Source organism: Streptomyces sp. NPDC002602 (assembly GCF_042889445.1).
Lineage (GTDB): Bacteria > Actinomycetota > Actinomycetes > Streptomycetales > Streptomycetaceae > Streptomyces.
The window spans coordinates 287,329-310,612 of the sequence record NZ_JBIAQX010000001.1; the positions used below are offsets into that span (position 1 = coordinate 287,329).

At 72.0% G+C, this 23,284-nt stretch carries 18 protein-coding genes; 4 read left to right on the plus strand and 14 right to left on the minus strand.

Annotation, left to right across the window (positions count from 1 at the left end; translation table 11 throughout):
• The first annotated feature begins 160 nt into the window (after positions 1–160).
• A complete protein-coding gene (locus ACFYW3_RS01100; protein ID WP_389385168.1) occupies positions 161–658 on the plus strand; it encodes a GNAT family N-acetyltransferase in 498 nt (165 codons plus the stop codon).
• A 23-nt stretch (positions 659–681) separates the two neighbouring features.
• On the opposite strand, the gene ACFYW3_RS01105 is transcribed toward ACFYW3_RS01100, so the two are convergent.
• Positions 682–1,785: an LCP family protein gene (locus ACFYW3_RS01105; protein ID WP_351753356.1), complete on the minus strand. Its 1,104-nt coding sequence runs from the start codon at positions 1,783–1,785 to the stop codon at positions 682–684.
• A gap of 238 nt (positions 1,786–2,023) precedes the next feature.
• Between ACFYW3_RS01105 and ACFYW3_RS01110 the strand changes: the two genes are divergently transcribed.
• Complete coding sequence (locus ACFYW3_RS01110) at positions 2,024–3,091, plus strand: hypothetical protein (RefSeq protein ID WP_351753354.1); 1,068 nt, start codon at positions 2,024–2,026, stop codon at positions 3,089–3,091.
• On the opposite strand, the gene ACFYW3_RS01115 is transcribed toward ACFYW3_RS01110, so the two are convergent.
• From ACFYW3_RS01115 to ACFYW3_RS01165, 11 genes are all read right to left on the minus strand, one after another.
• Positions 3,061–4,650: a glycosyltransferase family 2 protein gene (locus tag ACFYW3_RS01115; protein WP_351753351.1), complete on the minus strand. Its 1,590-nt coding sequence runs from the start codon at positions 4,648–4,650 to the stop codon at positions 3,061–3,063. The genes ACFYW3_RS01110 and ACFYW3_RS01115 overlap by 31 nt on opposite strands.
• A 16-nt stretch (positions 4,651–4,666) precedes the next feature.
• Entirely contained in the window at positions 4,667–5,479 is an 813-nt protein-coding gene (locus ACFYW3_RS01120) for an Ig-like domain-containing protein (RefSeq protein WP_389385169.1), read from the minus strand.
• On the minus strand, positions 5,476–6,318 hold the full coding sequence (locus tag ACFYW3_RS01125; protein WP_351753346.1) for a rhamnogalacturonan acetylesterase: 843 nt from the start codon (positions 6,316–6,318) through the stop codon (positions 5,476–5,478). Before ACFYW3_RS01125 ends, ACFYW3_RS01120 begins: the two co-directional genes overlap by 4 nt.
• A 2-nt stretch (positions 6,319–6,320) precedes the next feature.
• Positions 6,321–7,826: a bifunctional cytidylyltransferase/SDR family oxidoreductase gene (locus ACFYW3_RS01130; protein WP_351753343.1), complete on the minus strand. Its 1,506-nt coding sequence runs from the start codon at positions 7,824–7,826 to the stop codon at positions 6,321–6,323.
• 77 nt (positions 7,827–7,903) lie between these two features.
• A complete protein-coding gene (locus ACFYW3_RS01135; RefSeq protein ID WP_351753340.1) occupies positions 7,904–9,898 on the minus strand; it encodes a hypothetical protein in 1,995 nt (664 codons plus the stop codon).
• A 160-nt stretch (positions 9,899–10,058) separates the two neighbouring features.
• Positions 10,059–11,111: a signaling protein gene (locus tag ACFYW3_RS01140; RefSeq protein WP_389385170.1), complete on the minus strand. Its 1,053-nt coding sequence runs from the start codon at positions 11,109–11,111 to the stop codon at positions 10,059–10,061.
• A gap of 142 nt (positions 11,112–11,253) precedes the next feature.
• Positions 11,254–13,392 carry a 3-hydroxyacyl-CoA dehydrogenase NAD-binding domain-containing protein gene (locus ACFYW3_RS01145; RefSeq protein ID WP_389385171.1) on the minus strand — a complete coding sequence of 713 codons (2,139 nt, stop codon included), beginning with the start codon at positions 13,390–13,392 and terminating at the stop codon, positions 11,254–11,256.
• Positions 13,389–14,615, minus strand: coding sequence for an acetyl-CoA C-acyltransferase (locus tag ACFYW3_RS01150; RefSeq protein WP_351753334.1), 1,227 nt, complete (start codon positions 14,613–14,615; stop codon positions 13,389–13,391). The genes ACFYW3_RS01145 and ACFYW3_RS01150 overlap by 4 nt, the downstream gene beginning before the upstream one ends.
• 226 nt (positions 14,616–14,841) lie before the next feature.
• Positions 14,842–16,122: a ribonuclease D gene (locus ACFYW3_RS01155; RefSeq protein ID WP_351753331.1), complete on the minus strand. Its 1,281-nt coding sequence runs from the start codon at positions 16,120–16,122 to the stop codon at positions 14,842–14,844.
• A 196-nt stretch (positions 16,123–16,318) separates the two neighbouring features.
• Entirely contained in the window at positions 16,319–16,981 is a 663-nt protein-coding gene (locus ACFYW3_RS01160; RefSeq protein WP_007267191.1) for a response regulator transcription factor, read from the minus strand.
• Between the two features lie 298 nt (positions 16,982–17,279).
• Positions 17,280–17,936, minus strand: coding sequence for a DUF3000 domain-containing protein (locus tag ACFYW3_RS01165; RefSeq protein ID WP_351753328.1), 657 nt, complete (start codon positions 17,934–17,936; stop codon positions 17,280–17,282).
• Between the two features lie 91 nt (positions 17,937–18,027).
• Here ACFYW3_RS01165 and hemE point away from each other — a divergent pair, with 91 nt between their 5' ends.
• Positions 18,028–19,092 (plus strand): uroporphyrinogen decarboxylase, encoded by a 1,065-nt coding sequence (gene hemE / locus ACFYW3_RS01170; RefSeq protein WP_351753325.1) that lies wholly within the window; start codon positions 18,028–18,030, stop codon positions 19,090–19,092.
• Positions 19,093–19,184: 92 nt separating this feature from the next.
• Here hemE and ACFYW3_RS01175 read toward each other — a convergent pair whose 3' ends face one another.
• Both ACFYW3_RS01175 and ACFYW3_RS01180 read right to left on the minus strand, forming a co-directional pair.
• Positions 19,185–20,567 carry an FAD-dependent oxidoreductase gene (locus ACFYW3_RS01175; protein WP_389385172.1) on the minus strand — a complete coding sequence of 461 codons (1,383 nt, stop codon included), beginning with the start codon at positions 20,565–20,567 and terminating at the stop codon, positions 19,185–19,187.
• Between the two features lie 73 nt (positions 20,568–20,640).
• Complete coding sequence (locus ACFYW3_RS01180) at positions 20,641–21,663, minus strand: DUF4349 domain-containing protein (RefSeq protein WP_351753320.1); 1,023 nt, start codon at positions 21,661–21,663, stop codon at positions 20,641–20,643.
• Between the two features lie 138 nt (positions 21,664–21,801).
• Between ACFYW3_RS01180 and hemG the strand changes: the two genes are divergently transcribed.
• Positions 21,802–23,280, plus strand: a complete 1,479-nt coding sequence (hemG, locus tag ACFYW3_RS01185) for a protoporphyrinogen oxidase (protein ID WP_389385173.1) — start codon at positions 21,802–21,804, stop codon at positions 23,278–23,280.
• Positions 23,281–23,284 lie beyond the last annotated feature (4 nt).

A 23,284-nucleotide genomic window follows, 5' to 3' on the forward strand; every position in this document is an offset into this window, starting at 1 on the left:
GGGGGGGGGGGGGGGGGGGGGGGGGGCCCCCCCCCCCCCCCCGGCCCCCCCCACCCCCGGCGGGGGGCGGGGCCCGGGGGGCCCGCCCCCCGCGGGGCCCCGTCCGTACGTCCGCACCCGGATCTGTCCCGCGGCGCGACCCGCGATTAGCCTGGGCGCCATGAAGATCACGTTGGAAGCCTGGGCGGAAGACGACTACTGGCTGCTGCTCCGCAAGAACGAGCCGGCCATGACCGCACACCTCGGCGGCCCGGAGACCGAGGCCAAGCTCCGGGACCGGCAGAGCCGTTACCTCGCTCTCAGTGCCCGGGAGCCGGCGGCCGGCCGGATGTTCCGCATCGTCGCCGACGGGGAGAGCGTGGGCAGCATCGGCTTCTGGGAGCGCGCCTGGAGGGACGAGGAGGTCTACGAGACGGGCTGGGGCATCCTGCCCGAACACCAGGGCCGCGGCCTGGCCGCGGCGGCGGCCCGCGCCCTCGTCGCCCACGCGGCCGAGCACGGCACGCGCCGCCACCTGCACGCCTTCCCGCCCGTCGACCACGGCGCGTCGAACGCCGTCTGCCGCAAGGCCGGCTTCGTCCTGCTCGGCGAGGTCCCGTTCGAGTACCCCCCGGGCCACTGGGACACGAGCAACGACTGGCGCACGGTGCTCCGCTAGCGCTGTGGCCGGAGCGGATCGGCCTACGGCTTGGTGGCCGTGTCGCCCTTCCCGGCCGTGCCGCCCTTCGCGGGGGACTTCTTCGCCGACGCGGGGACCTTCTGGTCGGTGCGCAGGGCCTCCCACAGTTGGCCGGCCTGCGGTTCGGCGACGACCACGCGGTTCGGGTCGACCTTGTCGTAGGCCACCGGCAGCATGATGGTCTCCATCGTCGCCGGGTCCACGGCCTTCATGCTCCGCGCGAAGTCGGAGAGCGCGGTGAGGGACGCCAGATCGGAGTCGGTGGTCAGCGACTTGGTCCCCGCGTCGGCCAGCTTGTACAGCCGGGCCGGGTTGCCGAGGGCGTCCTGCTTCTTGATCTCCGTCAGCATGGCGAGCATGAACTGCTGCTGGAGGCCGATGCGTCCGAGGTCGCTGCCGTCGCCGTAGCCGTAGCGGGTCCGTACGAACTTCAGCGAGTCGGTGCCGTTCAGCCGGTGCGTGCCCGCGTCGAGTTTGAGGCCGCCCTTGGCGCCGCTCATCGGCTGGTCGAGGGTGACGGTGACTCCGCCGAGGGCGTCGACCAGGCCCTTGAAGCCGGCGAAGTCCACCTCGACGAAGTGGTCCACGCGGACTCCGGACAACTGCTCCACGGTCTTCACGACGCAGGCGGGGCCGCCGAGGGAGTAGACCGAGTTGAACATGACCCGCTTCGCGGCGGGCGCGGTGCCGCCGTCGTTGTCCTTGCACTCGGGCCGGCTGATCAGGGTGTCGCGGGGGATGCTCACCGCGGTGGCCCTGGAGCGGCCCTCGGGTATGTGCACCAGCATGGCGGTGTCGGAGCGGGCGCCGCTGACGTCGCCGTGGTCGAGGTCGCCGTTGGCCCCGGCTCGTGAATCGGACCCGAGGACCAGGACGTTCTGGGCGTTCTCGACGACCTTCTTCGGGCGGTTGTCGCCGATCGCCTGGTTCAGGTCGACGCTGGAGATGTTCGAGTTGAGGTGGCTGTAGGTCCACCAGCCGGCGCCGCCGACCGCGAGGACGAGCAGGGCCGCCACCGAGAGCACGATCCACAGGACGCGCCTGCCGCGCCGCGGCTTTCGCCGGGAGACAGGGGAGGAGGCCGGTGCCGAGGGCCGGTCAATCATGGAGGCGGAGCCCTTCTATTATAGATGGGGTGAATCATAGGACACGCTTTCGAGTGGCTGGTCCTTTTCGGTGAAAGGCCGTCGGAGGAACGACGGACAGCACTCGACGGAAGGGCGGATGGACGGCGTGATGCGAGGCAACAGCGCCGGTCGGACGGCTTTCTCCGCCCGCGGGGCGGCGTCCGGTGACCCGGGCCGACCGGTCCCCCCGCCGGTCCGACCCCCGGCCGGAACATGGTTGTTCACGGGCGGCGACGGCCGCCTGACGGCCTACGCCTGCGGGCCCGACGGACTGCTGCGCTGGACCGAGGCCGCCGCCCCCGCCTCCGGGTGGACGGGCCCGGAGAGGTTCGAGGTACCCGGGTGGACCGGCTCCGCGGCCATGGCCCGAAGCCGCGAGGGATACGTCCACTTCGCCGCGCCGGTCGCCGCGCGGGACGGTTCGGGCAGACCGGAGATCGCCGTCTCCACCCAGTTCCAGTCCGGCCGCGCCCTCACCGATTGGCGTGGCCTCGGCGTTCCCCAGGTCCGCGGCGGCCCCACCCACGACCTGCCGACCGGCCCGCCCCGCATCGCCGTCAACCAGCGCTCCGGCTCCGTACACGTCCTCGTGTCCCTGCGCCACGGGGGCATCCTGCGGTGCAGCCGCAACGCCGAGGGCGTGTGGGGCGGTTGGAAGCAGCTCTCCCCGGACCTCTACGAGGGCGAGGTCACCCCGCTGATGCCCGCGGGCGGCCCGCTGGAACTCCTCGCCCTCGGCCCCGCCGGCGCCGACCGCTGGACGGGCGCGGGACAGGGTCGGTTCCGGCACGCCGACCGGGTGCCGTCCCCCGTGGTCCCCGGCACGGCCGCCGTGTGCGAGACGGGCCCCCGCCGGGCCACGTACTTCTGGCGCTACCCGGGCGACGGCTCGCTGGTCGCCTGGCGGGCCGGCGAACAGGGGCTCCAGGGGACCCTGGTGGGCCTCGGAGACGCGGGCGGACGGGGCGCGCCGGGCGTGGTCCGCACGATGCTCGGCGGCTACGACTGCACGGTCCTCACCCACATCGGCGCGGACGGCGGCGTCGAACTCACCGCCTACGTCACCGAGAACGAGGGCTACGGCACCTGGCGGGCCTCCCTGGGCGGTCACGGCGCGCTGTCCCCGCAGCCGGCCGTCGACGCGGCCGGGCGGATCGTGGTGGCCGCCTTCGACCGGGACGGCGCGCTGATCCGCACGCTGCAGGACCCCGCCCAGGGGCTGGTCTTCGGCCCCTGGGCCGCCGTCGGATCCCCTCAGGCGCGACCCGGTACCGGGAACCGCTGAGAGACCTCGACGCACAACCCGCCCGACTCGGAGTAGAACGGCGTCGCGACCAGCTCCGTCTCCGGGGCGTCGGGCGAGGGCGCGATGCGGACCGGCATCCGGGCCGTCGTGTCCACTTCGGCCGCCCGCTTCGGGCCGAGCCGCACCTCCCGGGACACCCCCTCGAAGCTCACGGCGAGGTGGACCTCCCAGACGCCCGGCGGGAGCGGCCGGCCGATCGCGGTCTGCGCCAGGTTGATCCGGGCCGAGAAACGGCCCATCGCCCGCGCGTTGCCCTTGGCGTTGGTGAGGGTGTCGTCCCGCCGAGCGGTCACGGCGTGCGTCTCCTGGGCGCCGGTGGTCCGCTCCCGCAGCACCACGCGGGTGGCCCGCTCCTTCGTCGACAACTGCTCGAAGAACCCGTACCCGTCGAGCAGCAGCATCGCCCCGTCCCAGCGGAGCTTCTGCAATTCGTGACTGACCGTCATGTCGTCGGTGATGTCGAAGAGTTCGTCCGGGAGGCCGACCTGCGGATCGCGGAAGAACGGCAGCCCGGTGTAGACCCGGCCGCCCTCCACGGTCTTGCGGACGCCCGGCCGGTTCTTGTCCGCCTCGAAGGCGGCCATCGACCGGGCCTCGGCGATCCTGCCCTGCGCGAGCAGCGCGAACCGCACCGCGAGCATGCGCGGCAGCAGCGCGAGCGCCCCCGCGCGGGCCTGGGTCCGCAGCACCTCGGCCGCCGCCCACAGGGCCTGCTCGGCCTCCGTCGGATCCGTGGCGGACAACAGCGCGGCCGCGGTCGCCTTGCCGAGCTCCACCTCCAGGTGGCGGGAGTGCAGACGGTCCCGGCGCGGCCCCTGCGGCACCTGCGCGTCGACCAGCGCCAGCATGCGCGAGACCAGCGCCACCCGGTCGGCGAGCCCCGCCGGGGACGCGGGCGAGGCCCCCTTGACCACACAGGTCGCGTCGCCGACGACGGAGACGTTGTCCGCCCCGATGAACGCGGCGGCGGTGAACGCCTGGTCGTCGCCGATCAGCATGTCGGTGGGGAACGCCAGCCCGCGCCGCTGGATCATGCTGGTGCGGAACAGCTTGTCCGGGGTCAGCGACCAGTAGACGCGGGAGGTGTCCACGTCCGTGTAGGGCTGGTTCTTGCGGAACATCGACGTGGCGACGGTGTGCCGGCCCGAGCTCTCCAACTTGCCGAGTACGACGTCGGCCTCGTTGGTGTCCGCCGCCGCGACCATCCGCTCCAACGCGTCGGGCGTCAGCCGGTCGCAGGCCTCCAGGAAGATCACGTACCGTCCGCGGACCTGGCTCAGCGCCCAGTTGCGGGCGGCCGCCGGGCTCTGCCCGTGGGTGACCAGGCCCATGCGCAGGAAGGGGTACTGGTGCGCGGCCCTGGCCAGGACCGATGCGCTGTCGTCCGTGGACCCGTCGTCGACGGCGATGATCTCCAGCCGGTCCGTGCCGATCGACTGCCCGACGAGGGAGGCCAGACAGGCGTCGAGTTCGGCGGCCTGATCGCGGACCCGGACGGCGACCGTCACGTCCACGACGTTCACGACGGCTGTGTTCATGGTCGAGTGATCCTCTTCAGTTCTGCGGGGACCGCTGGGGCGCGGGCACGGGCCACGGCATCTCGCCGGTCAGCTCCGGCCACTGCCAGGGGCGGAAGGCGACGTCCGTCGTGTGTTCCGGGAACGCGCCCGGAGTGGCGGCGAGTTCGCCGACGAAGACGTTGACGTGCGAGGTCTGCTCGCCCGCCCCGGGGGTGCCCACCACGTACGCGAACCGGTCGTAGCCGACGAAGCCCGGGTCGGGCGTGTAGGTCACCCACCCGTCGTACGACAGTTGCGCGTCGCCGTGGCCCGGACGGGTCACGGAGATCGCGGCGGACCCGGCGGGCGCGCCCGACAGCACGTGTACCGCACCGGGGGTGTTCGGCCCGGTCGCGATGCGCAGGCCGCGCGCGGCGGGCCGGCGCAACGGCAGGGCCTGGGTGTCGAGTCGGGCGGTGCGGACCATCTTGCGTCCGGTCGCGTCCGGGACGCCCACCATGATCTGGGGACGGATCCGGGGAGCCTTGGCGTTCTCGGCGGCCCGCAGGTGCAGGACACCGGTACCGGTCTCACCCGCCTCCGCGCGCACCCGGAACCAGCGCTGCCGGGGGAAGTACTCCAGCCCCTGCAGGCCGACGATCTCGCCGGCGGCGGTCAGCGGGGCGGCCAGGAGGTACGCGCAGCCGCGCGAGCCCGTCCGGTCCACCGCGACCGAGAGGCCGAACTGGACGACCTCGCCGGGGGCCACGCCGAGTCGCGGGTCCGCCGAGGAGTACAGGCCCGCGTAGGCGGCGCCCTGGGAGGGATCCGAGCCGAGGGCCCGGCCCCGGCCGAGGAGGTGGTTCACGCGCCGGACTCCTTGTTCGCGGGGGCGCCGGCCGGGGCCGCCGGCATCTTCGACACGCGGGTCTTGGTGCGGTGCCAGAAGGTCTCCTCGTCCAGCCAGCCCAGTTCCTCGTAAGAGAAACGGGTCCGGTCGAGGCCACGGCCCCAGTGCGCGGGGATCACGCCCTGCTCCAGCATGCTGCGGGCGATGAACCGCGCGCACTCGATCGCGCCCTCGGCCCGCAGGTGCACGTTGTCCCCGTCCAGCACGTGCTCCTGGAGGGGCTCGCCCGGCCGCAGGTAGGTGAAGACGGCCTTGGTGGCCTCCGGCCCGAGCTCCTCCCACCACTGGAGGCTCTGCTCGTACAGGTCGACCACCGGAACGTGCTCGTCCTCGGCCAACTGCCGCGCGGCGACCGGATAGTCCCCGAGGAAGCGGGCGACGTTGCCGTGCCGGTCGATCCGCCGCCGCTCGTACGGCAGCAGGATCACCGGGTGCCCACCACGCTCGCGGGTCCCGTGGACGTACGCCGTCATGTGCTCCAGGAAGGTGGAGAACGGCTCGGTGTGCAGGCCGGGGTCCGGCTTCCAGTCCGTCTGCCCGAAACCGAAGAGCAGGTAGTCACCCGGCCGCATGGTGTCCAGGATCCACTGGAGCCGGCCGCGCTCACGGAAGCTCTTGGAGCTGGCGCGTGCCCGGGAGCAGTTCACCACCTCCACCGCCTCGTTGAGGAACAGCGGCAGTGCCTGGGTCCAGCCCGCCATCGGCAGGAAGCTGTAGGGCCGGTGGACCGAGTTCGACCCGCCCGCCACGAAGATCCTCGGGCGGTGCTCCTGGCCCGGTCCGGGTGCGTACGTCACGCCTAGACTCCCTCGTCCCCGGCCGTCTGCACCAGGACCGCCGCCAGCGCCGCCTCGAAGGCCGACCGCTGCGCCGCGTTCGTGGTCGGGTCCTGCCGGCGCACGTCGACGACGTGCCCGGTCATCGTGGACAGCAGGACGTCCAGCGAGGTCAGGGCCACCGCCTCGGAGCTGAGCAGGGAACCGGTCGGCTCCTCGCCGAAGGCCTTGACGCGCATCGGGGTGGCGGTGCGCTCCGGGTTCACGCAGTTCACGCGGATGTGGTCCTCGGCCCACTCGTCGGCCAGCGCCTGCGTCAGATTGACCATGGCGGCCTTCGTCGACGAGTACAGGCTGTAGTTCGCGCGGCCCCGGGTGTAGCTGCTGGAGGTGAACAGCAGCAGTTGCCCCCGCGTCTCGCCGAGGTACTTGTGGGCGGCCCGGGCGATCTGCACGGGGGCCAGGTAGTTGACCTCCAGCGCCTGCCGGATGGTGTCGTCGTCCGTCTCGTCGAGGCGGCCGACCCGCAGCACGCCCGCGGTGTTCACCACGTGGTCGATCCGGCCGGTCTGCGCGTACGCGTCGGCCAGCGCCGCCTCGACGTGGTCGGGGTTCTCCACGTGGGTGCCGGTGGTGGAGCGCCCCAGAGCGAAGACCCGGGCACCGAAGCTCTCGGCGATCCGCGCGATGTCGGCGCCGATCCCGTACGAGCCGCCGAACACCACCATCGTCTTGCCGGACAGTTGCTCGCGGTAGGCGGCCTCGTCGGCGTGGGCGGGAGCGGCGTGCGAGGCGAGCTGGAACAGCTTGTCGGCGATGAACACGTCGACGGGCTGGGTGACCTTCATGTTGTACTCGTCGCCCGTGACCACGTGGACCGGCACGTCGGGCAGGTACTTGACGACCACGGAGCAGTCGTCGGTGGCCTGGAAGAACGGGTCGGCGGCCGCCCGCTCGTAGGCGTTGCGGATCGTGGACAGCCGGAAGCCCTGGGGGGTCTGGCCCCGGCGCAGCCGGGAGCGGTCGGGGACCTCGGTGATGAACTCGCCGTCGTCCCCGTGGGTGCGCGTCACGATCACGGTGTCGGACGACGGGATGGCCACGTCGACGGCCTGGTAGCGCTCCAGGGACTCGACGCACTCGCGGACCACGCGCTGCGAGAGCAGCGGGCGCACGGCGTCGTGGAAGAGCAGGTTGACGTGCTCGTCGGCCTCCCGCCCCTGCGAGGCGGCGGCGATGGCGATGCGGGTGGTCTCGCTGCGCGTCGTCCCGCCGGCCAGCACCCGGGAGACCTTGGTCAGGCCCGCGTGCTCGACGATCCGGCGGGCCTCCGCCACGTGGTCGGGCGTCATGAGGAGGAGGACCTCGTCCACGTCGGCCGCGGACTCGAAGATGTGCAGCGTGTGCTCCAGGATCGACTTTCCGGCGATCTTGAGCAACTGCTTCGGTATCTCGAGCCCGATGCGTTGGCCGGTCCCCCCTGCGAGAACAACGGCGATGGTACGGCGGGGGGTGGTACTGGACGGCACGGTCTCCTTCTTCCTCTGAGCTGGGGATGGGGGCCACGGCCGGGCGGGTGTGGTTCGGCCGTGACAGGGTGCGCCGGCTAGGCGGGGAAGGGCGCCGGCTCCGGGTACTCGATCGGGAAGTCGGCGACTCCACGACGGTAGAGATCGTTCGCGGCGTCGTTGAAGCGAACGACCGACGGCGGGTACTCCGCGCCGAGGAGGTATTCCTTGAGCTGCTCCCGGTAGGGGGCCATGTGGTCCTCGGCCGGGTTGAGCATCGCCTCGATCGCCTCGGACAGGCCGTTGCAGTCGGCGTCGAGCAGGTACGAGGCGTACGCCGTGCGCTGCTCGTTGCGGAACTCCTGGTCCGGCAGACCGTCGAGGTTGAAGATCGCGTACGGCTTGAGGGTGGCGACGAAGTCGGACACCACGCTCGACATGTCGCCGATGAGCAGGTCGGAATGGTTGAAGCAGTCGTACAGCGCGGGGATCCGGTTCGTCACCACATGGTGCGCGGCGTCGGGCATCGCGCTCCAGTACAGGGTCCCGGCCTGGTTGCGGGTGCGCCGGATGCGGGCGGTCCGCTCCTCTTCGGTGAGGTCGGGGTACGGGGAACGGACACCGCGCTCGGAGAGGTCGGCGATGCGCTGGTCGAGGCGGGCCAGCTTGCGGCTCGCGGCCTTGGAGTCGCTCACGTTGCGGCCGAAGCGCCGGGCGTTGTCCTCCTCCAGGAGGGCGATGACGCGTCGGTGCGCGGCGGCGGCCTGCGGCGAGCGGGAACCGGTCAGCGGGTGCGGCTTGTAGATCACACGGATGTCGAGCTTGTGGTCGAGGAGCGCCTGGATCAGCTTCTCGCCGGCCGGCAGCACCGAGGTGTAGCAGGCGTCGTCGGTCCAGCCCTCCCAGGTGGGGGCGTAGATGACGGTGGGTACGGGGTTGACGGCCCGGCCCGTCCAACTGTGCAGGGGCATCAGCTGGGGCCGGCCGACCTCGACGATCTGGTTGTGCGTCACCGCGTGCTTGATGCGCTCGTAGCGGTCGCGGCCCGCCCGGCCGGCCACCCAGATCTCGTCGAAGACCTTGCTGACGCGGTTGCTGCTGGCGAGCTTGTCGCTGTCGCCGTGTCCGATGAAGACGTGCTTGACCTCGGCGCGCTGGAGCATGTGCACGTTCTTGCCCGCGTTGCCGGGGTAGAGGGCGACGCGGAGTTCGTGCATCTCGATGCGCGCGAGGTTGTCCGCCTTGGGCACGCAGATGACGGGAACCGACGTGGCGTCCAGGTACCGCAGGGTGGCCCGCTCGCGCAGCACGATCAGGGGCCGCAGGTCCAACGCCTCCAGGGCCTCCAACCACATGTTCACCTGGTACATGAAGTCTTTGGAGATGGCGGCGAAGGTGAAGTAGAGGGCGACCTGGGGGCGGTATTCGGCCAGCTGGTGGTTCAGCTCGTCGATGGCCTCGTCGGTGGTGGGCAGCTTGAGCGCGTTGCGCGCGTCGGGCAGCAGCACCAGGAGGGACAGGTAGGCGAGGAAGACCGTGATGATCATCCCGTACGTGACCCAGCGCCAGTTGTCGGTCGCGATGGTGGCGAGGGCCCCGGCGACCAGGGGGATGTCCAGGTGCAGCGTCTTGCGGACGTGCTTGTCCACCAGGAACGGGTGCGGCATGCGACGGATGCCCAGCGCGTCCAGGTCCAGCCCGCGGGTGGTGAAGGGCAGTTCGTTGCGCTGCTTGCGGACGTGCTTGAGGAGGGCGCCGTACGCGAGTTGCAGGATGAACAGGAGGAGCAGGCCGATGGTCGTCATCTGCGCCACGAACGACTCGATGTCGGCGATGGCCCCGCACAGGCCCAGCAGCAGGAACTGCCGGATCAGGAAGCGCATGGTCAGGCCGAAGCGCGAGTCGCGCAGCCGCTCCAGAGTGGTCGACTCGGTGCTGTGGAGCATCAGGTCGGCCGCGTAGCTGAGGGCCGCGCAGTACGCGAACATCGGCAGGGAGACGGTCGCGACCGCCGCCATCATCCCGAGGAAGCTGAGGATGAGCCCGGCGCTGATCAGAACGCCTGTGACGGCCTGCAGTCGTTTGGGGCCCATCGTGGAAGGCCTCCCCGTGGAGGTGTTGAGATTCGGCGGAAGTGTCGCAGTAGTATAAGCAGCCGTATGGACGAGTTAAGAACACGAGGTGACGCTCGGGCCAATGGTTCGTGGCCCTTGTGTACATGCGTGTGACCTTCGTCCCCCAAGGTCCGATTGCTCACCCCGTAAAGCGATACACCGTCAGCTCGCGCCGGTCCTCGGCCTTGATGGAAAAGCCCACGCACAATGCGGGGCGGGAATCCGCGGAGCCGATCGCCATTCCCTCCGGCTCCCGGAAGGGCAGATCCGGTGCCACGATGACCTTGTGCCGGCCCTGGGCCCGTCCCGTACGGATGTCGATCGCCGAGACGTGCGTGTTCCCGCCGGACTTCCGCGGATTGTTCCCGTCCTTGGTCGTGTACGGGCGGCCGGTGAGGATGTAGACGAAGTTCCCGTGCAGGGCGCAGCCCTGGAACCACTCCTCTTCCTTCACCTGGACACCGGCCCGCACGGCGTGCACCGGGTCGAAGCGACCGGCGAGGAAGTCCGCCATCCCGTACACGGACAGCCGGTGCTCCCCGTCGATCTCGTGGCTCACCAGCACGCGCCCGCCGGCCAGGTCGAGCGCGGGGGACACGTCGGACGCGCCCGGGACCGGATCGTAGTGCGGAACCCGACGGTCGGACCCGTCGACCACGCCACCGTCGTCGAACAGCACGCGGGCGATCTGGGTCCCGTAGCCGCTGTCCGCGTCGGGCCTGCTCTCCACCCATATGTAGGTGTGCTTCCCGACCGGCTCGACACCGAAGGAAATTCCATGGCCGAAGCCGCGGAGATACATGTGCCCGAGAGATATTCCCGTACTGCTCATCCTGGTCAGGCACATATCGCCGGCGGTCTTTCGGTCGCCGGAAGTCAACGGCTCCGACTCGTCCTCCAGTCGAATGCCGCTCTGAATGGTCTGAAGGGTGTAGACCAAACCGTTGGCATCGTCGAAGGCGAACGACTGCGGACCCGTCGTATTGAATAGCGGCGTCGGCGCCAGCAGTTCGGCGCCCGTCCGCATGTCGAAGTCCCCGGCCGTCGGCTGAGGGTCGGGTTCCTCCCGGTCGGGCTCGTCCGGTTCCGACGAGAGCGCCCACGTCAGACCGCTCGCGGCCAACCCGGCGGCGACCGCGCCGCCGCCGAACATCAGGGTCCGGCGGCTGAAAAGTGTCGTGTCATCCGCCATGCGGTCATTCTGCCGGCCCCCCTGCGAGCCGACGTCGCCGCCCCCGCGCAAGACCCCGCAGCGCCCGCCACCGGCGGAGACGACGAACGCCCGCCCCCGCTCGGGGGACGGGCGTCCGTCATGCGCGTCGGGGACGCGAAGGTCAGACCGGGACGCTCGCCAGACCCGGGGCGAGGAACTTCTTGCCGTTCACCCGCTCCGAGACGCCCTCACGGTCCAGGTACGGCGTCACGCCGCCCAGGTGGAAGGGCCAGCCGGCGCCGGTGATGAGGCAGAGGTCGATGTCCTGGGCCTCGGCCACGACACCCTCCTCCAGCATCAGACCGATCTCCTGCGCCACCGCGTCCAGGACGCGGTCACGGACCTGCTCCTCGGTCAGGACGCTGTCGCCCTGGACCAGGAGCGCGGCGACCTCGGGGTCGAGCTCCGGCTTGAAGCCGTTCTCCGCGTTGTAGACGTAGAAGCCGCGCTTGCCCGCCTCGACGACCCGCTTGAGGTTGGGGGAGACGGTGAAACGCTCCGGGAAGGAGCGGTTCAGGGTCTCGGAGACGTGCAGGCCGATGGCCGGACCCACGAGCTCCAGGAGCACCAGCGGGGACATGGGCAGGCCGAGCGGCTCGATCGCCTTCTCGGCGGTGACCACCGGGGTGCCCTCGTCGATGACGTTCTGGATCTCGCCCATGAAGCGGGTCAGGATGCGGTTCACCACGAACGCCGGGGCGTCCTTGGTGAGGACCGCGGTCTTCTTCAGCTTCCGCGCGACACCGAAGGCCGTGGCCAGCGAGGCGTCGTCGGTCTGCTCACCGCGGACGATCTCCAGCAGCGGGAGGATCGCGACCGGGTTGAAGAAGTGGAAGCCGACCACGCGCTCCGGGTGCTGGAGCTTCGAGGCCATCTCGGAGACCGACAGCGAGGAGGTGTTGGTGGCGAGGATCGCGTGCGCCGGGGCGACCGCCTCGACCTCCGCGAACACCTTCTGCTTGACGGACATCTCCTCGAACACGGCCTCGATGATGAAGTCCGCGTCCGCGAAGCCCTCGGCCTTGTCCAGGACACCGCTCACCAGGGCGGTCAGGCGGTTGGCCTTGTCCTGGTTGATGCGGCCCTTGCCGAGCAGCTTCTGGATCTCGGCGTGGACGTAGCCCACACCCTTGTCCACGCGCTCCTGGTCGATGTCGGTGAGGACCACCGGCACCTCCAGGCGGCGCAGGAAGAGCAGCGCCAACTGCGAGGCCATCAGGCCCGCGCCGACGACGCCGACCTTGGTCACCGGACGGGCCAGCGACTTGTCCGGGGCGCCGGCCGGGCGCTTGGCGCGCTTCTGGACCAGGTTGAAGGCGTAGATGCCGGAGCGCAGTTCGCCGCCCATGATGAGGTCGGCCAGGGCCGCGTCCTCGGCGTCGAAGCCCTTCTGCAGGTCGCCGTCCTTGGCCGCCTCGATGATCTCCAGCGCCCGGTAGGCGGCCGGGGCCGCACCGTGCACCTTGGAGTCGGCGATGGCACGGCCGCGGGCGACCGCCGCGTCCCAGCCCTCGGCGCGGTCCACGTCGGCCCGTACGACCTCGGTGGTGCCGTTCAGGACGTTCGCCGTCCAGATCAGCGACTGCTCCAGGAAGTCGGCACCCTCGAACAGGGCGTCGGCGATGCCCAGTTCGAAGACCTGCTTGCCCTTGAGCTGGCGGTTCTGGTTCAGCGAGTTCTCGATGATCACCGAGACCGCGCGGTCCGCGCCGATCAGGTTCGGCAGCAGGGCGCAGCCGCCCCAGCCCGGTACCAGGCCGAGGAAGACCTCGGGCAGCGAGAAGGCCGGGATGGCCTTGGAGACGGTGCGGTAGGTGCAGTGCAGACCGACCTCGACACCGCCGCCCATGGCCGCGCCGTTGTAGTACGCGAAGGACGGGACGGCCAGCGCCGACAGGCGCTTGAAGACGTCGTGGCCGCCCTTGCCGATGGCCAGCGCCTCGTCGTGCTTCTTGAGCAGCTCGACACCCTTGAGGTCGGCGCCGACCGCGAAGATGAACGGCTTGCCGGTGATGCCCGCGCCGACGATGGAGCCCGCGAGGGCCTCCTGCTCGACCTGGTCGATCGCCGCGTTCAGGTTGGCGAGGGACTGGGGGCCGAAGGTGGTCGGCTTGGTGTGGTCGAAGCCGTTGTCCAGCGTGATGAGCGCGAAGCGCCCGGCGCCGAACGGCAGGTCGAGGTGGCGGACGTGCGCGGACGTGACGACCTCGTCCGGGAACAGCTCGGCCGCACCCTTCAGGAGCTCAGCGGTGGTGCTCACTTGGAGTCTCCCTCGGCGTTGAAGTTCGGGTTCTCCCAGATGACCGTGGCGCCCATGCCGAAGCCGACGCACATGGTGGTCAGGCCGTAGCGGACGTGCGGCTGCTCCTCGAACTGGCGGGCCAGCTGCGTCATCAGGCGGACGCCGGAGGAGGCGAGCGGGTGACCGAAGGCGATGGCGCCGCCGTACTGGTTCACGCGCGCGTCGTCGTCGGCGATGCCGTAGTGCTCCAGGAACGCGAGGACCTGGACCGCGAACGCCTCGTTGACCTCGAAGAGGCCGATGTCATCGATCGTCAGACCGGCCTGGGCCAGGGCCTTCTCGGTGGCGGGGATCGGGCCGTAGCCCATGACCTCCGGCTCGACACCGGCGAAGGAGTACGCCACCAGGCGCATCTTGACCGGGAGGTTGTTCTCCCGGGCGAAGTCCTCGGACGCGATGATCGCGGCGGTGGCACCGTCGTTGAGACCGGCGGCGTTGCCCGCGGTGACCCGGCCGTGGGTACGGAACGGGGTCTTCAGGCCGGCCAGGTTCTCCAGGGTGGTGCCCGGGCGCATCGGCTCGTCGGTGGTGACCAGGCCCCAGCCCGTCTCGCCGGCGGCCTCGTTGGTGTTGCGCACCGAGATCGGGACCAGGTCCTGCTGGATCTTGCCGTCGGCGTACGCCTTGGCGGCCTTCTCCTGCGAGCGCACGGCGTACTCGTCGGCGCGGAGCTTGGTGATCGTCGGGTACCGGTCGTGCAGGTTCTCGGCGGTCATGCCCATGAACAGGGCGGACTCGTCGACCAGCTTCTCGGAGACGAAGCGCGGGTTCGGGTCGACGCCCTCACCCATGGGGTGGCGGCCCATGTGCTCGACACCGCCGGCGAGGGCGACGTCGTACGCGCCGAAGGCCACGCCGCCCGCGACGGCGGTCACGGCGGTCAGCGCGCCGGCGCACATGCGGTCGATGGAGTAGCCGGGCACGGACTGCGGGAGGCCCGCCAGGATGCCGGCGGTGCGACCCAGGGTCAGACCCTGGTCACCGATCTGCGTGGTCGCGGCGATGGCGACCTCGTCGATCTTCGCGGGGTCCAGGTCCGGGTTGCGGCGCAGCAGCTCCCGGATCGCCTTGACGACGAGATCGTCGGCGCGGGTCCCGTTGTAGATGCCCTTGGGGCCCGCCTTGCCGAACGGGGTGCGGACGCCGTCGACGAAGACGACGTCCCTGACGGTACGAGGCACGTTGGCTCTCCTCCAGGTGCGGGTGTGCACTGCTGCGCGGGGGCGCGGTCGGCGTTGTTTGCTGAGCGCCCGCTCACCTGCCCCATGCTACTTGCGGGTAACCAATGTGCACACCCTCTCCGGGAGGAGCGGCGAAGGTCACACTCCGCCGCCGGCCCTCATCGGTTGCGGTGACGAAGGAAGCCCCCCGGCGGGGGCCGGGGGGCTTCCTTCCTCGTCGAGGGCGTCAGTCGGTGGCGGTGAGCGCCTCGACCAGCGCCGGGGTCACCTGCTCGATCTGCCAGGCGCGGGCTCCGTGGGCCGCCAGGGCCGCCGACACCGTGTCCGCCTCCAGGCGCTGCGGCGGCTCCCAGCACAGCCTGCGGACCGTGTCGGGGGTGATCAGGTTCTCCTGGGGCAGGTTCAGCCCCTCGGCCAGCGCCGTGACGGCGGCCCGGGCCGCCGAGAGCCTGGCGGCGGCGGCCGGGTCCTTGTCGGCCCAGGAGCGCGGCGGCGGCGGGCCGGCCGGGGTCGCGCCCGGCTGCGGCAACTCGTTCTCGGGCAGCGCCTTGGCCCGGTCCACGGCGGCCATCCACTGCTCCAACTGGCGCCGGCCCATCCGCTGCCCGTAGCCGGGAAGGGCGGACAGCGCGCTCGCGTTGAGCGGCATGGCCAGCGCGGCCTCGACGATCGCCGCGTCGCCCAGCACCTTGCCGGGGGACACGTCCCGCCGCTGCGCGATCCGGTCGCGGGACTCCCACAGCTCGCGCACGACGGCCATCTGCCGGCGCCGGCGCACCTTGTGCATGCCGGAGGTGCGGCGCCACGGGTCCTTGCGCGGGGGCGCGGGCGGGGCGGAGGCGATGGCGTCGAACTCCTGGTGGGCCCAGTCCAGCTTGCCCTGCCGGTCCAGTTCCTTCTCCAGCGCGTCCCGCAGGTCCACCAGCAGTTCCACGTCCAGCGCGGCGTAGCGCAGCCACGGCTCCGGGAGGGGGCGGGTGGACCAGTCGACGGCGGAGTGGCCCTTCTCCAGCGTGTAGCCGAGCACGCTCTCGACCATCGCGCCGAGTCCGACCCGCGGGAAGCCCGCCAGCCGGCCGGCCAGTTCGGTGTCGAACAGGGAGGTGGGGGCCATGCCTATTTCGCGCAGACACGGCAGGTCCTGGGTGGCGGCGTGCAGGATCCACTCGGTCCCCGACAGCGCCTCTCCCAGGCCGGAGAGGTCCGGGCAGCCGACCGGGTCGATCAGCGCCGATCCCGCGCCCTCGCGGCGCAACTGCACCAGGTAGGCGCGTTGCCCGTAGCGGTAGCCGGAGGCGCGCTCGGCGTCGACGGCGACGGGGCCGGTGCCCGCGGCGAAGGCCGCGACCACCTCGGCGAGGGACTCCGCGTCGGCGACCACCGGGGGGATGCCCTCGCGGGGCTCCAGCAAGGGAACGGGCAACCCATCGGACGAAACCTCTTCGTCCGGGGGGCCGCCCCCGGTGGTGGTGCGCAGGTGTGCTGCGGTCTCTTGGGCGTCGGTCACCGGTCAAGGGTATCCGTGGATGTGGCGCGCCCGTCGCCGGAACGTTCCGGCGACGGGCGCGAGGGTGAGACCTGGTGAAGCGTGAGGGTGAGACCTGGTGAAGCGCGGGGGTGGGGCGGGAGGGAGTGGGCGGGGTGGGCTCGAACGTGTCCCGGGGGTTTTCCCCGGGACGTCCCCCGGGAGCCACCGGGCGGGATCAGTGGATGATTCCGGTCCGCAGGGCGACGGCGACCATCCCGGCCCGGTCGCCGGTGCCCAGCTTGCGGGCGATCCGGGCGAGGTGGGACTTCACGGTCAGTGCGGACAGGCCCATCGAGACGCCGATGGCCTTGTTGGACTGGCCCTCCGCGACGAGGCGCAGGACCTCGACCTCGCGGCCGGAGAGCTCTCGGTAGCCGCCCGGGTGGCTCGGGGCACCCGGGGGGCGGCGGTGCATGCGGGCGGCGGCGGCACCGATGGGGGCGGCGCCGGGCCGGGTGGGGAGCCCGATGTTGGTCCGGGTGCCGGTGACGACGTAGCCCTTCACTCCGCCCGCGAGGGCGTTGCGGACGGCGCCGATGTCATCGGCGGCGGACAGGGCCAGGCCGTTCGGCCAGCCGGCGGCACGGGTCTCGGAGAGCAGGGTGAGACCGGAACCGTCGGGCAGGTGTACGTCGGCCACGCAGATGTCGCGCGGGCTGCCGACGCGGGGGCGGGCCTCCGCGATGGACGACGCCTCGATCACATCACGTACTCCGAGGGCCCACAGATGGCGGGTCACGGTGGAACGGACGCGCGGGTCGGCCACGACGACCATGGCCGTCGGCTTGTTCGGGCGGTAGGCGACCAGGCTTGCGGGCTGCTCGAGAAGAACGGACACCTAGGCCTCCTGGGGGAGTGGCGGAACGTCTCGGCCGGGGGAAGGAAGCCGGTGCGCTCCGTGCTGATGGTCATTGACTCCTTCGGCACGTCACCCGCCCGGCTTTAGGGAATGATCACGATTTGGTGAGTAACAATTCGGGCAATTCGGACGCACGATCGATCAACGGGTGATCAGAAGCCCGCAACGAATGCACGTTCTGGCACTCCTATGCGGGCTCGATCGGTCGACTCGACCGGGGGCGCCGACCCGGGGAACCCCCGGACGGGGCCCGCGGTGCGGCCGAGCGGCCCCTTGACTACGGGTGGTGCGGACCGCGCCGCTGTGGCAGGGACACCACGCCGGTGACGGTGTCCGTGGGGCCGACCGGAGGCAGCCCCGCGATTTGACACAGCAGCTCGCACCAGGCCGACAGATGGGCCGAGGTGTCCGGCACCCCACCCACCCCCTCGCGCGGCGTCCACGAGGCCCTGATCTCGATCTGGGTGGCCGGCCGCCGCTCCGAGAGCCCGCCGAAATAGTGCGAGCCCGCCATGGTCACCGTCCCGCTGGGCTCGCCGTACGTCAGCCCGCGCGCCTCCAGCGCCCCCGTCAACCAGGACCAGCACACCTCGGGGAGGAGCGGGTCCGCGGCCATCTCCGGCTCCAGTTCCGCCCGTACCAGCGTCACCAGGCGGAAGGTGCCCTGCCAGGCGTCGTGCCCGGACGGATCGTGCAGCAGGATCAGCCGGCCGTCGGCCAGATCGTCCTCGCCGTCGACGACCGCCGCCTCCAGCGCGTACGCGTACGGCGCCAGTCTCTGCGGCGGCTTGGTGGGGTCGATCTCGATCCCCTGCCGCAGCCGCGCCTTCTTCAAGCCGTCGACCGCCCGCCGGAACGGGAGCGGGACGGAGCTCTCCTTCGCGCTGTCCACACCGTCAGCGCCATCTGAAAATCGTCCCTGAGCCGCAGCCATGCGGGGAAGACTAGGCGGAACGAGCGGTCGGACGGCGCAGGGACACCCGCGCCGGGTCGGGCACTTCTTCGTACGTGCGAAGATTTGGGTCGTGAGCGCCAACGACCGCCCCAAGGGCCAGCCGAGTCAGACGTACGATTCCGCCTTCCTGAAGGCGTGCCGGCGGGAGCCGGTTCCGCACACCCCGGTGTGGTTCATGAGGCAGGCGGGGCGCTCACTCCCGGAGTACCGGAAGCTGCGCGAGGGCACGCAGATGCTGGAGTCCTGCATGCGGCCCGACCTGGTCACCGAGATCACCATGCAGCCCGTGCGGCGGCACGGCGTGGACGCCGCGATCTTCTTCTCCGACATCGTGGTGCCCCTCAAGGCGATCGGCGTCGACCTCGACATCAAGCCGGGCGTCGGCCCCGTCGTCGCCCAGCCGATCCGCCGCCGCGAGGACCTCGCACAACTGCGCGACCTCACTCCGGAGGACGTCTCGTACGTCACCGAGGCGATCGGCATGCTCACGGGTGAATTGGGCTCCACGCCGTTGATCGGCTTCGCCGGCGCGCCTTTCACCCTCGCGAGCTACCTCGTCGAGGGCGGCCCCTCGAAGAACCACGAGCACACCAAGGCCCTGATGTACGGGGACCCGCAGCTCTGGGCCGACCTGCTGGACCGCCTCGCCGAGATCACCTCCGCCTTCCTCAAGGTCCAGATCGAGGCCGGCGCCTCCGCCGTCCAGCTCTTCGACTCCTGGGTCGGCGCCCTCGCCCCGGCGGACTACCGCCGCTCGGTGATGCCGGCGTCGGCGAAGGTCCTGGAGTCCGTGGCCTCGTACGGCGTCCCGCGTATCCACTTCGGCGTGGGTACCGGCGAGCTGCTCGGCCTGATGGGCGAGGCCGGCGCGGACGTCATGGGCGTCGACTACCGGGTCCCGCTGGACGAGGCCGTGCGCCGCGTCGGCCCCGGCAAGGCGCTCCAGGGCAACCTGGACCCGGCGGTCCTCTTCTCCACCACGGAGGCCGTGGAGGCCAAGACCCGCGAGGTCCTGGACGCCGCCGCCGGCCTGGAGGGCCACATCTTCAACCTCGGGCACGGCGTCCTGCCGACCACCGACCCCGACGCCCTGACCCGCCTGGTGGAGCACGTCCACACCAGCACCCGGCGCTGACGCGGAGCCCTTCACCGGGCCGCGTCGCCACGCGTGACCAACAGGAGCCCCTCCCGTCGACGACGAGAGGGGCTCCGGTGCGTGGGCGGGGGTCAGACGCCGGCCGAGCGGACCGCGGTGACCGCCTTGCGGGCCGCCACCAGGACCGGGTCCCAGACCGGGGAGAACGGCGGGGCGTAGCCCAGGTCCAGCGAGACGACCTGGTCCACCGTCATGCCGGCCGTGAGGGCGACCGCCGCGATGTCCACGCGCTTCGCGGCGCCGGCCCCGCCCACGATCTGGACGCCCAGCAGCCGGCCCGTGCGGCGTTCCGCCAGCATCTTCACCGTCATCTCGGTCGCGCCCGGGTAGTAGCCCGCCGTGTTCGTCGAGCGGATCGTCGCCGTCACGAAACGCAGGCCCGCCTCCCGCGCGTCGCGTTCGCGCAGCCCCGTGCGGGCGATCTCCAGGTCGCACACCTTGCTCACGGCGGTGCCGACCACCCCGGGGAAGGTCGCGTAACCGCCTCCCACGTTCGAGCCGATGACCTGGCCGTGCTTGTTGGCGTGCGTGCCCAGGGGGATGTGCCGCGAGCGGCCCGCCACCAGGTCCAGGACCTCCACGCAGTCGCCGCCCGCCCAGATGTCCTCGTGGCCCCGGACCCGCATCGAGAGGTCCGTCAGCAGCCCGCCCGAGTCGCCCAGGGGAAGACCCGCCGCGCGGGCCAGGGCCGTCCGGGGCTCCACGCCCATGCCCAGCACCACCACGTCCGCCGGGTACTCGTCCCCCGCCGCCGTGGCCACCGCACGCGCGCGACCGTCCTCGTCCGTGAGGATCCTCGTCACCTCGGCGCGGGACACCGTACGGATGCCCATGCCGTTCATCGCCGTGTGCACGAGGCCGCCCATGTCCGGGTCCAAGGTGGCCATCGGCTGCTCGCCCCGGTGCAGGACGGTGACCTCGAAGCCCCGGCCGACCAGCGCCTCCGCCATCTCCACGCCGATGTAGCCCGCGCCAACCACGACCGCCCGGCGGCCCTCCGTGCGCTCCAGGCCGTCCATCAGGCGCTGCCCGTCGTCCAGGGACTGGACCCCGTGGACCCCGTGCGCGCCGATGCCGGGCAGCCGGGGGCGGATCGGGCGGGCGCCCGTCGCCAGGACGAGCTTGTCGTACGCCGTCCAGGACTCGGCGCCCGAATCCAGGTCCCGGGCGCGGACGCGCCGGCCCGCGAGGTCCAGCTCCACGACCTCGGTCCGGGTGCGCAGGTCGATGTCCCGGGCGCGGTGCTCCTCGGGCGTACGGGCGATCAACTCGTCCCGGCCGGCGACCTGCCCGCCGATCCAGTAAGGGATCCCGCACGCGGAGTACGAGGTGAAGTGCCCCCGCTCGAAGGCGGTGATCTCCAGCTCCGCCGGGCCCTTGAGCCGCCGGGCCTGTGACGCGGCGGACATGCCCGCCGCGTCACCGCCGATCACCACCAGTCGTTCCGCCGCCATCGTCCGCACCGTCCTCCACCGCCGCCGTCAGGTGGGGGACACGCTACGGGCCCTCGCCCGAAAGGGTGTTCCCTCAGCGGTCGGAGTCGGTCCCGGCGTCGGCGTCGGCCGCCTCGGGGGAGTCCGCGGCCCGCGTCTGCGCCGGCACCCACTTGCGGGTCAGGCCCGTCTTCGGCGCCGCCGGGCGGAACCTGCGGTACACCCGGACGCCCACCGCCACCAGCGCCGCCGCCAGCGCGAACGGCAGCACGGCGCCCACCGCCAGGGCCAGGTACCGCACCAGGGTCGTGAAGACGTCCCAGCCGCCGCGCAGCGCGTCCATGAACGCCGGCTCGTCCTTCTCCTTCTTCTCCGGGGCCGCCCGCTTCGGGGCCGGCTCCGAGACCTCCAGGGTGATCGTGCCGAGCGCCGTCTGGTCCTTCAGCGCCGTCTGCTGGGCCAGCAGCGACTCCAGGTCGGATTGACGCCGGCTCAACTCGCTCTCCAGCATGACCACGTCGGAGAGCGCCGAGGCCTTCTCCATCATCTCCCGCACCCGCGCCACGCTGGCCTGCTGCGACCGGACCCGGCTGTCGACGTCCGCGACCTTCTCCGTCACGTCCTGCGCCTCGACCTTGCGGTTCAACAGTTTCCCGCCGCCCTCCATCGCGCCCAGGACGGAGTCGAAGCGCTCGCCCGGCACCCGCAGGGTCACCGTCGAGGTCATGCGGCCGTCGTCGTCGCGCCGCGTGGATTCGTTGCCGACGTACCCGCCCGCGTTCTCGGCCGCCGTACGGGCCGCGGAGAGCGCCTTCTGCGCGTTCGTCGTCTCGATCGCCAAGGTCGCCGTACGGATGACGTGCGGGCGGACCGTGACCGGCTTCTGACCCGCGTCCGCCCCCGCGGAGGGGGCCGCCGCCCCGGGCTTGCCCTGGGCCGCGCCCTGCTGAGGGGCGGCCTCGCGCGGTCCGACCGCGGCCTTGTCGGCGGACGAGGACCGGGCCTCGTCGCCGGAGGAGGCCGAGCAGCCGGTCAGCGCGAGGGCCCCGGCCAGGGAGAGTGCGGCCAGGGCCGCCGCAGTGCGGTTCGCGTGGGTGGTCCCGCGTGTGGTGCCCATCAGTGATACCCCCGAGGTTCGGCCGTCGTTGCCCGTTCGACGTACAGGGTCCGGCCGCGGGTTTCGCTTCCGCGGTCCCGAGGTGATCCCGATGCGGTCACGGTCCGGCCTCGTTGATCGATCTGAGACGATGTGTCCATGCACGAAGCGGACACGCGTACGGATCGACCGGCACCCACCGGTCACGTCGTCGTCATCGGTGGCGGTATCGCGGGCCTCGCGGCCGCCCACCGACTCCTCGCCGACGGGCTCCGCGTCACCCTCCTGGAAGCCGGCCCGCGCCTCGGGGGCAAACTGCGCGCCGGTGAACTCGCCGGCCTGCCCGTCGACCTCGGCGCCGAATCGGTGCTCGCCCGCCGCCCCGAGGCGGTCGCCCTCGCCAAGGCCGTCGGGCTCGGGGACGCCCTCCAGCCGCCCGCCACCGCCACCGCCCACCTGTGGACCCGGGGCGCGCTGCGCCCCATGCCGCGCGGCCACGTCATGGGCGTGCCCGGCGACGTGGGACCGCTCGCCGCCTCCGGTGTGCTCTCCGCCGAGGGCCTGGCCCGGATCGAGGCCGAACACGCGCTGCCGCCCGCCGAGATCGGCGAGGACGTCGCCGTCGGCGAGTACGTCGCCGCACGGCTGGGACGCGAGGTCGTCGACCGTCTGGTGGAACCGCTGCTCGGCGGGGTCTACGCGGGCGACGCCTACCGCATCTCGATGCGCGCCGCCGTCCCCCAGCTCTTCGAGGCGGCCCGCGCCCACGCGCTGCTCGGCGACGGGGTACGGGAGATCCAGCGCCGGGCGGCGGCGCAACCCGTCCCCGCCGGGCCGGTCTTCGCCGGCATCGACGGCGGCATCGGGCGGCTCCCGCTCGCCGTGGCCGACGCCTGCCGCGCGGCCGGGGCGCGGATCTCGTCCGACACCCCCGTGCGCGAGATCGTCCGCACGGCCGAAGGGTGGCGGGTGCTCGCCGGATCCGAGGTCATCGAGGCCGACGGGGTGGTCCTGGCCGTTCCGGCCGGGGCCGCGGCCCGGCTGCTCGACGCCCTCGCGCCCACCGCGGCCGTCGAACTGCGCGAGGTCGAGTACGCCTCCATGGCCCTGGTCACCATGGCCTTCCGGCGCTCCGACCTGCCCGCCGCGATCTCCGACGGCGGCGCCAGCGGTTTCCTCGTACCGCCGGTGGACGGCCGGACCATCAAGGCGTCCACCTTCTCCTCCAACAAGTGGGCGTGGGCCGGGGCCGACCCCGACCTGTTCCTGCTGCGGACCTCCGTGGGCCGGCACGGCGACGAGGGCGACCTGGAGCGCGAGGACGCCGACCTGGTCGAGGTCTCGCTGGGGGATCTCGGCGCCGCCGTGGGCCTCGCGGCCCGGCCCGTCGCCTCCACCGTCACCCGCTGGGACGCCGGACTGCCGCAGTACCCGGTGGGGCACCTCGACCGCGTCGCCCGGATCCGGGCCGCCGTCGGCGCCCTGCCGGGCCTCGCGGTGTGCGGGGCGCTGTACGACGGGGTCGGCGTCCCGGCCTGTGTCGCGAGCGCCGGCAAGGCCGCGGACACGGTGCTCGCGGGGCTTCGAACGCGTTCGGGACCCCTGGCAACGACCACTGATCAGCACACGGGACAATAGGCAC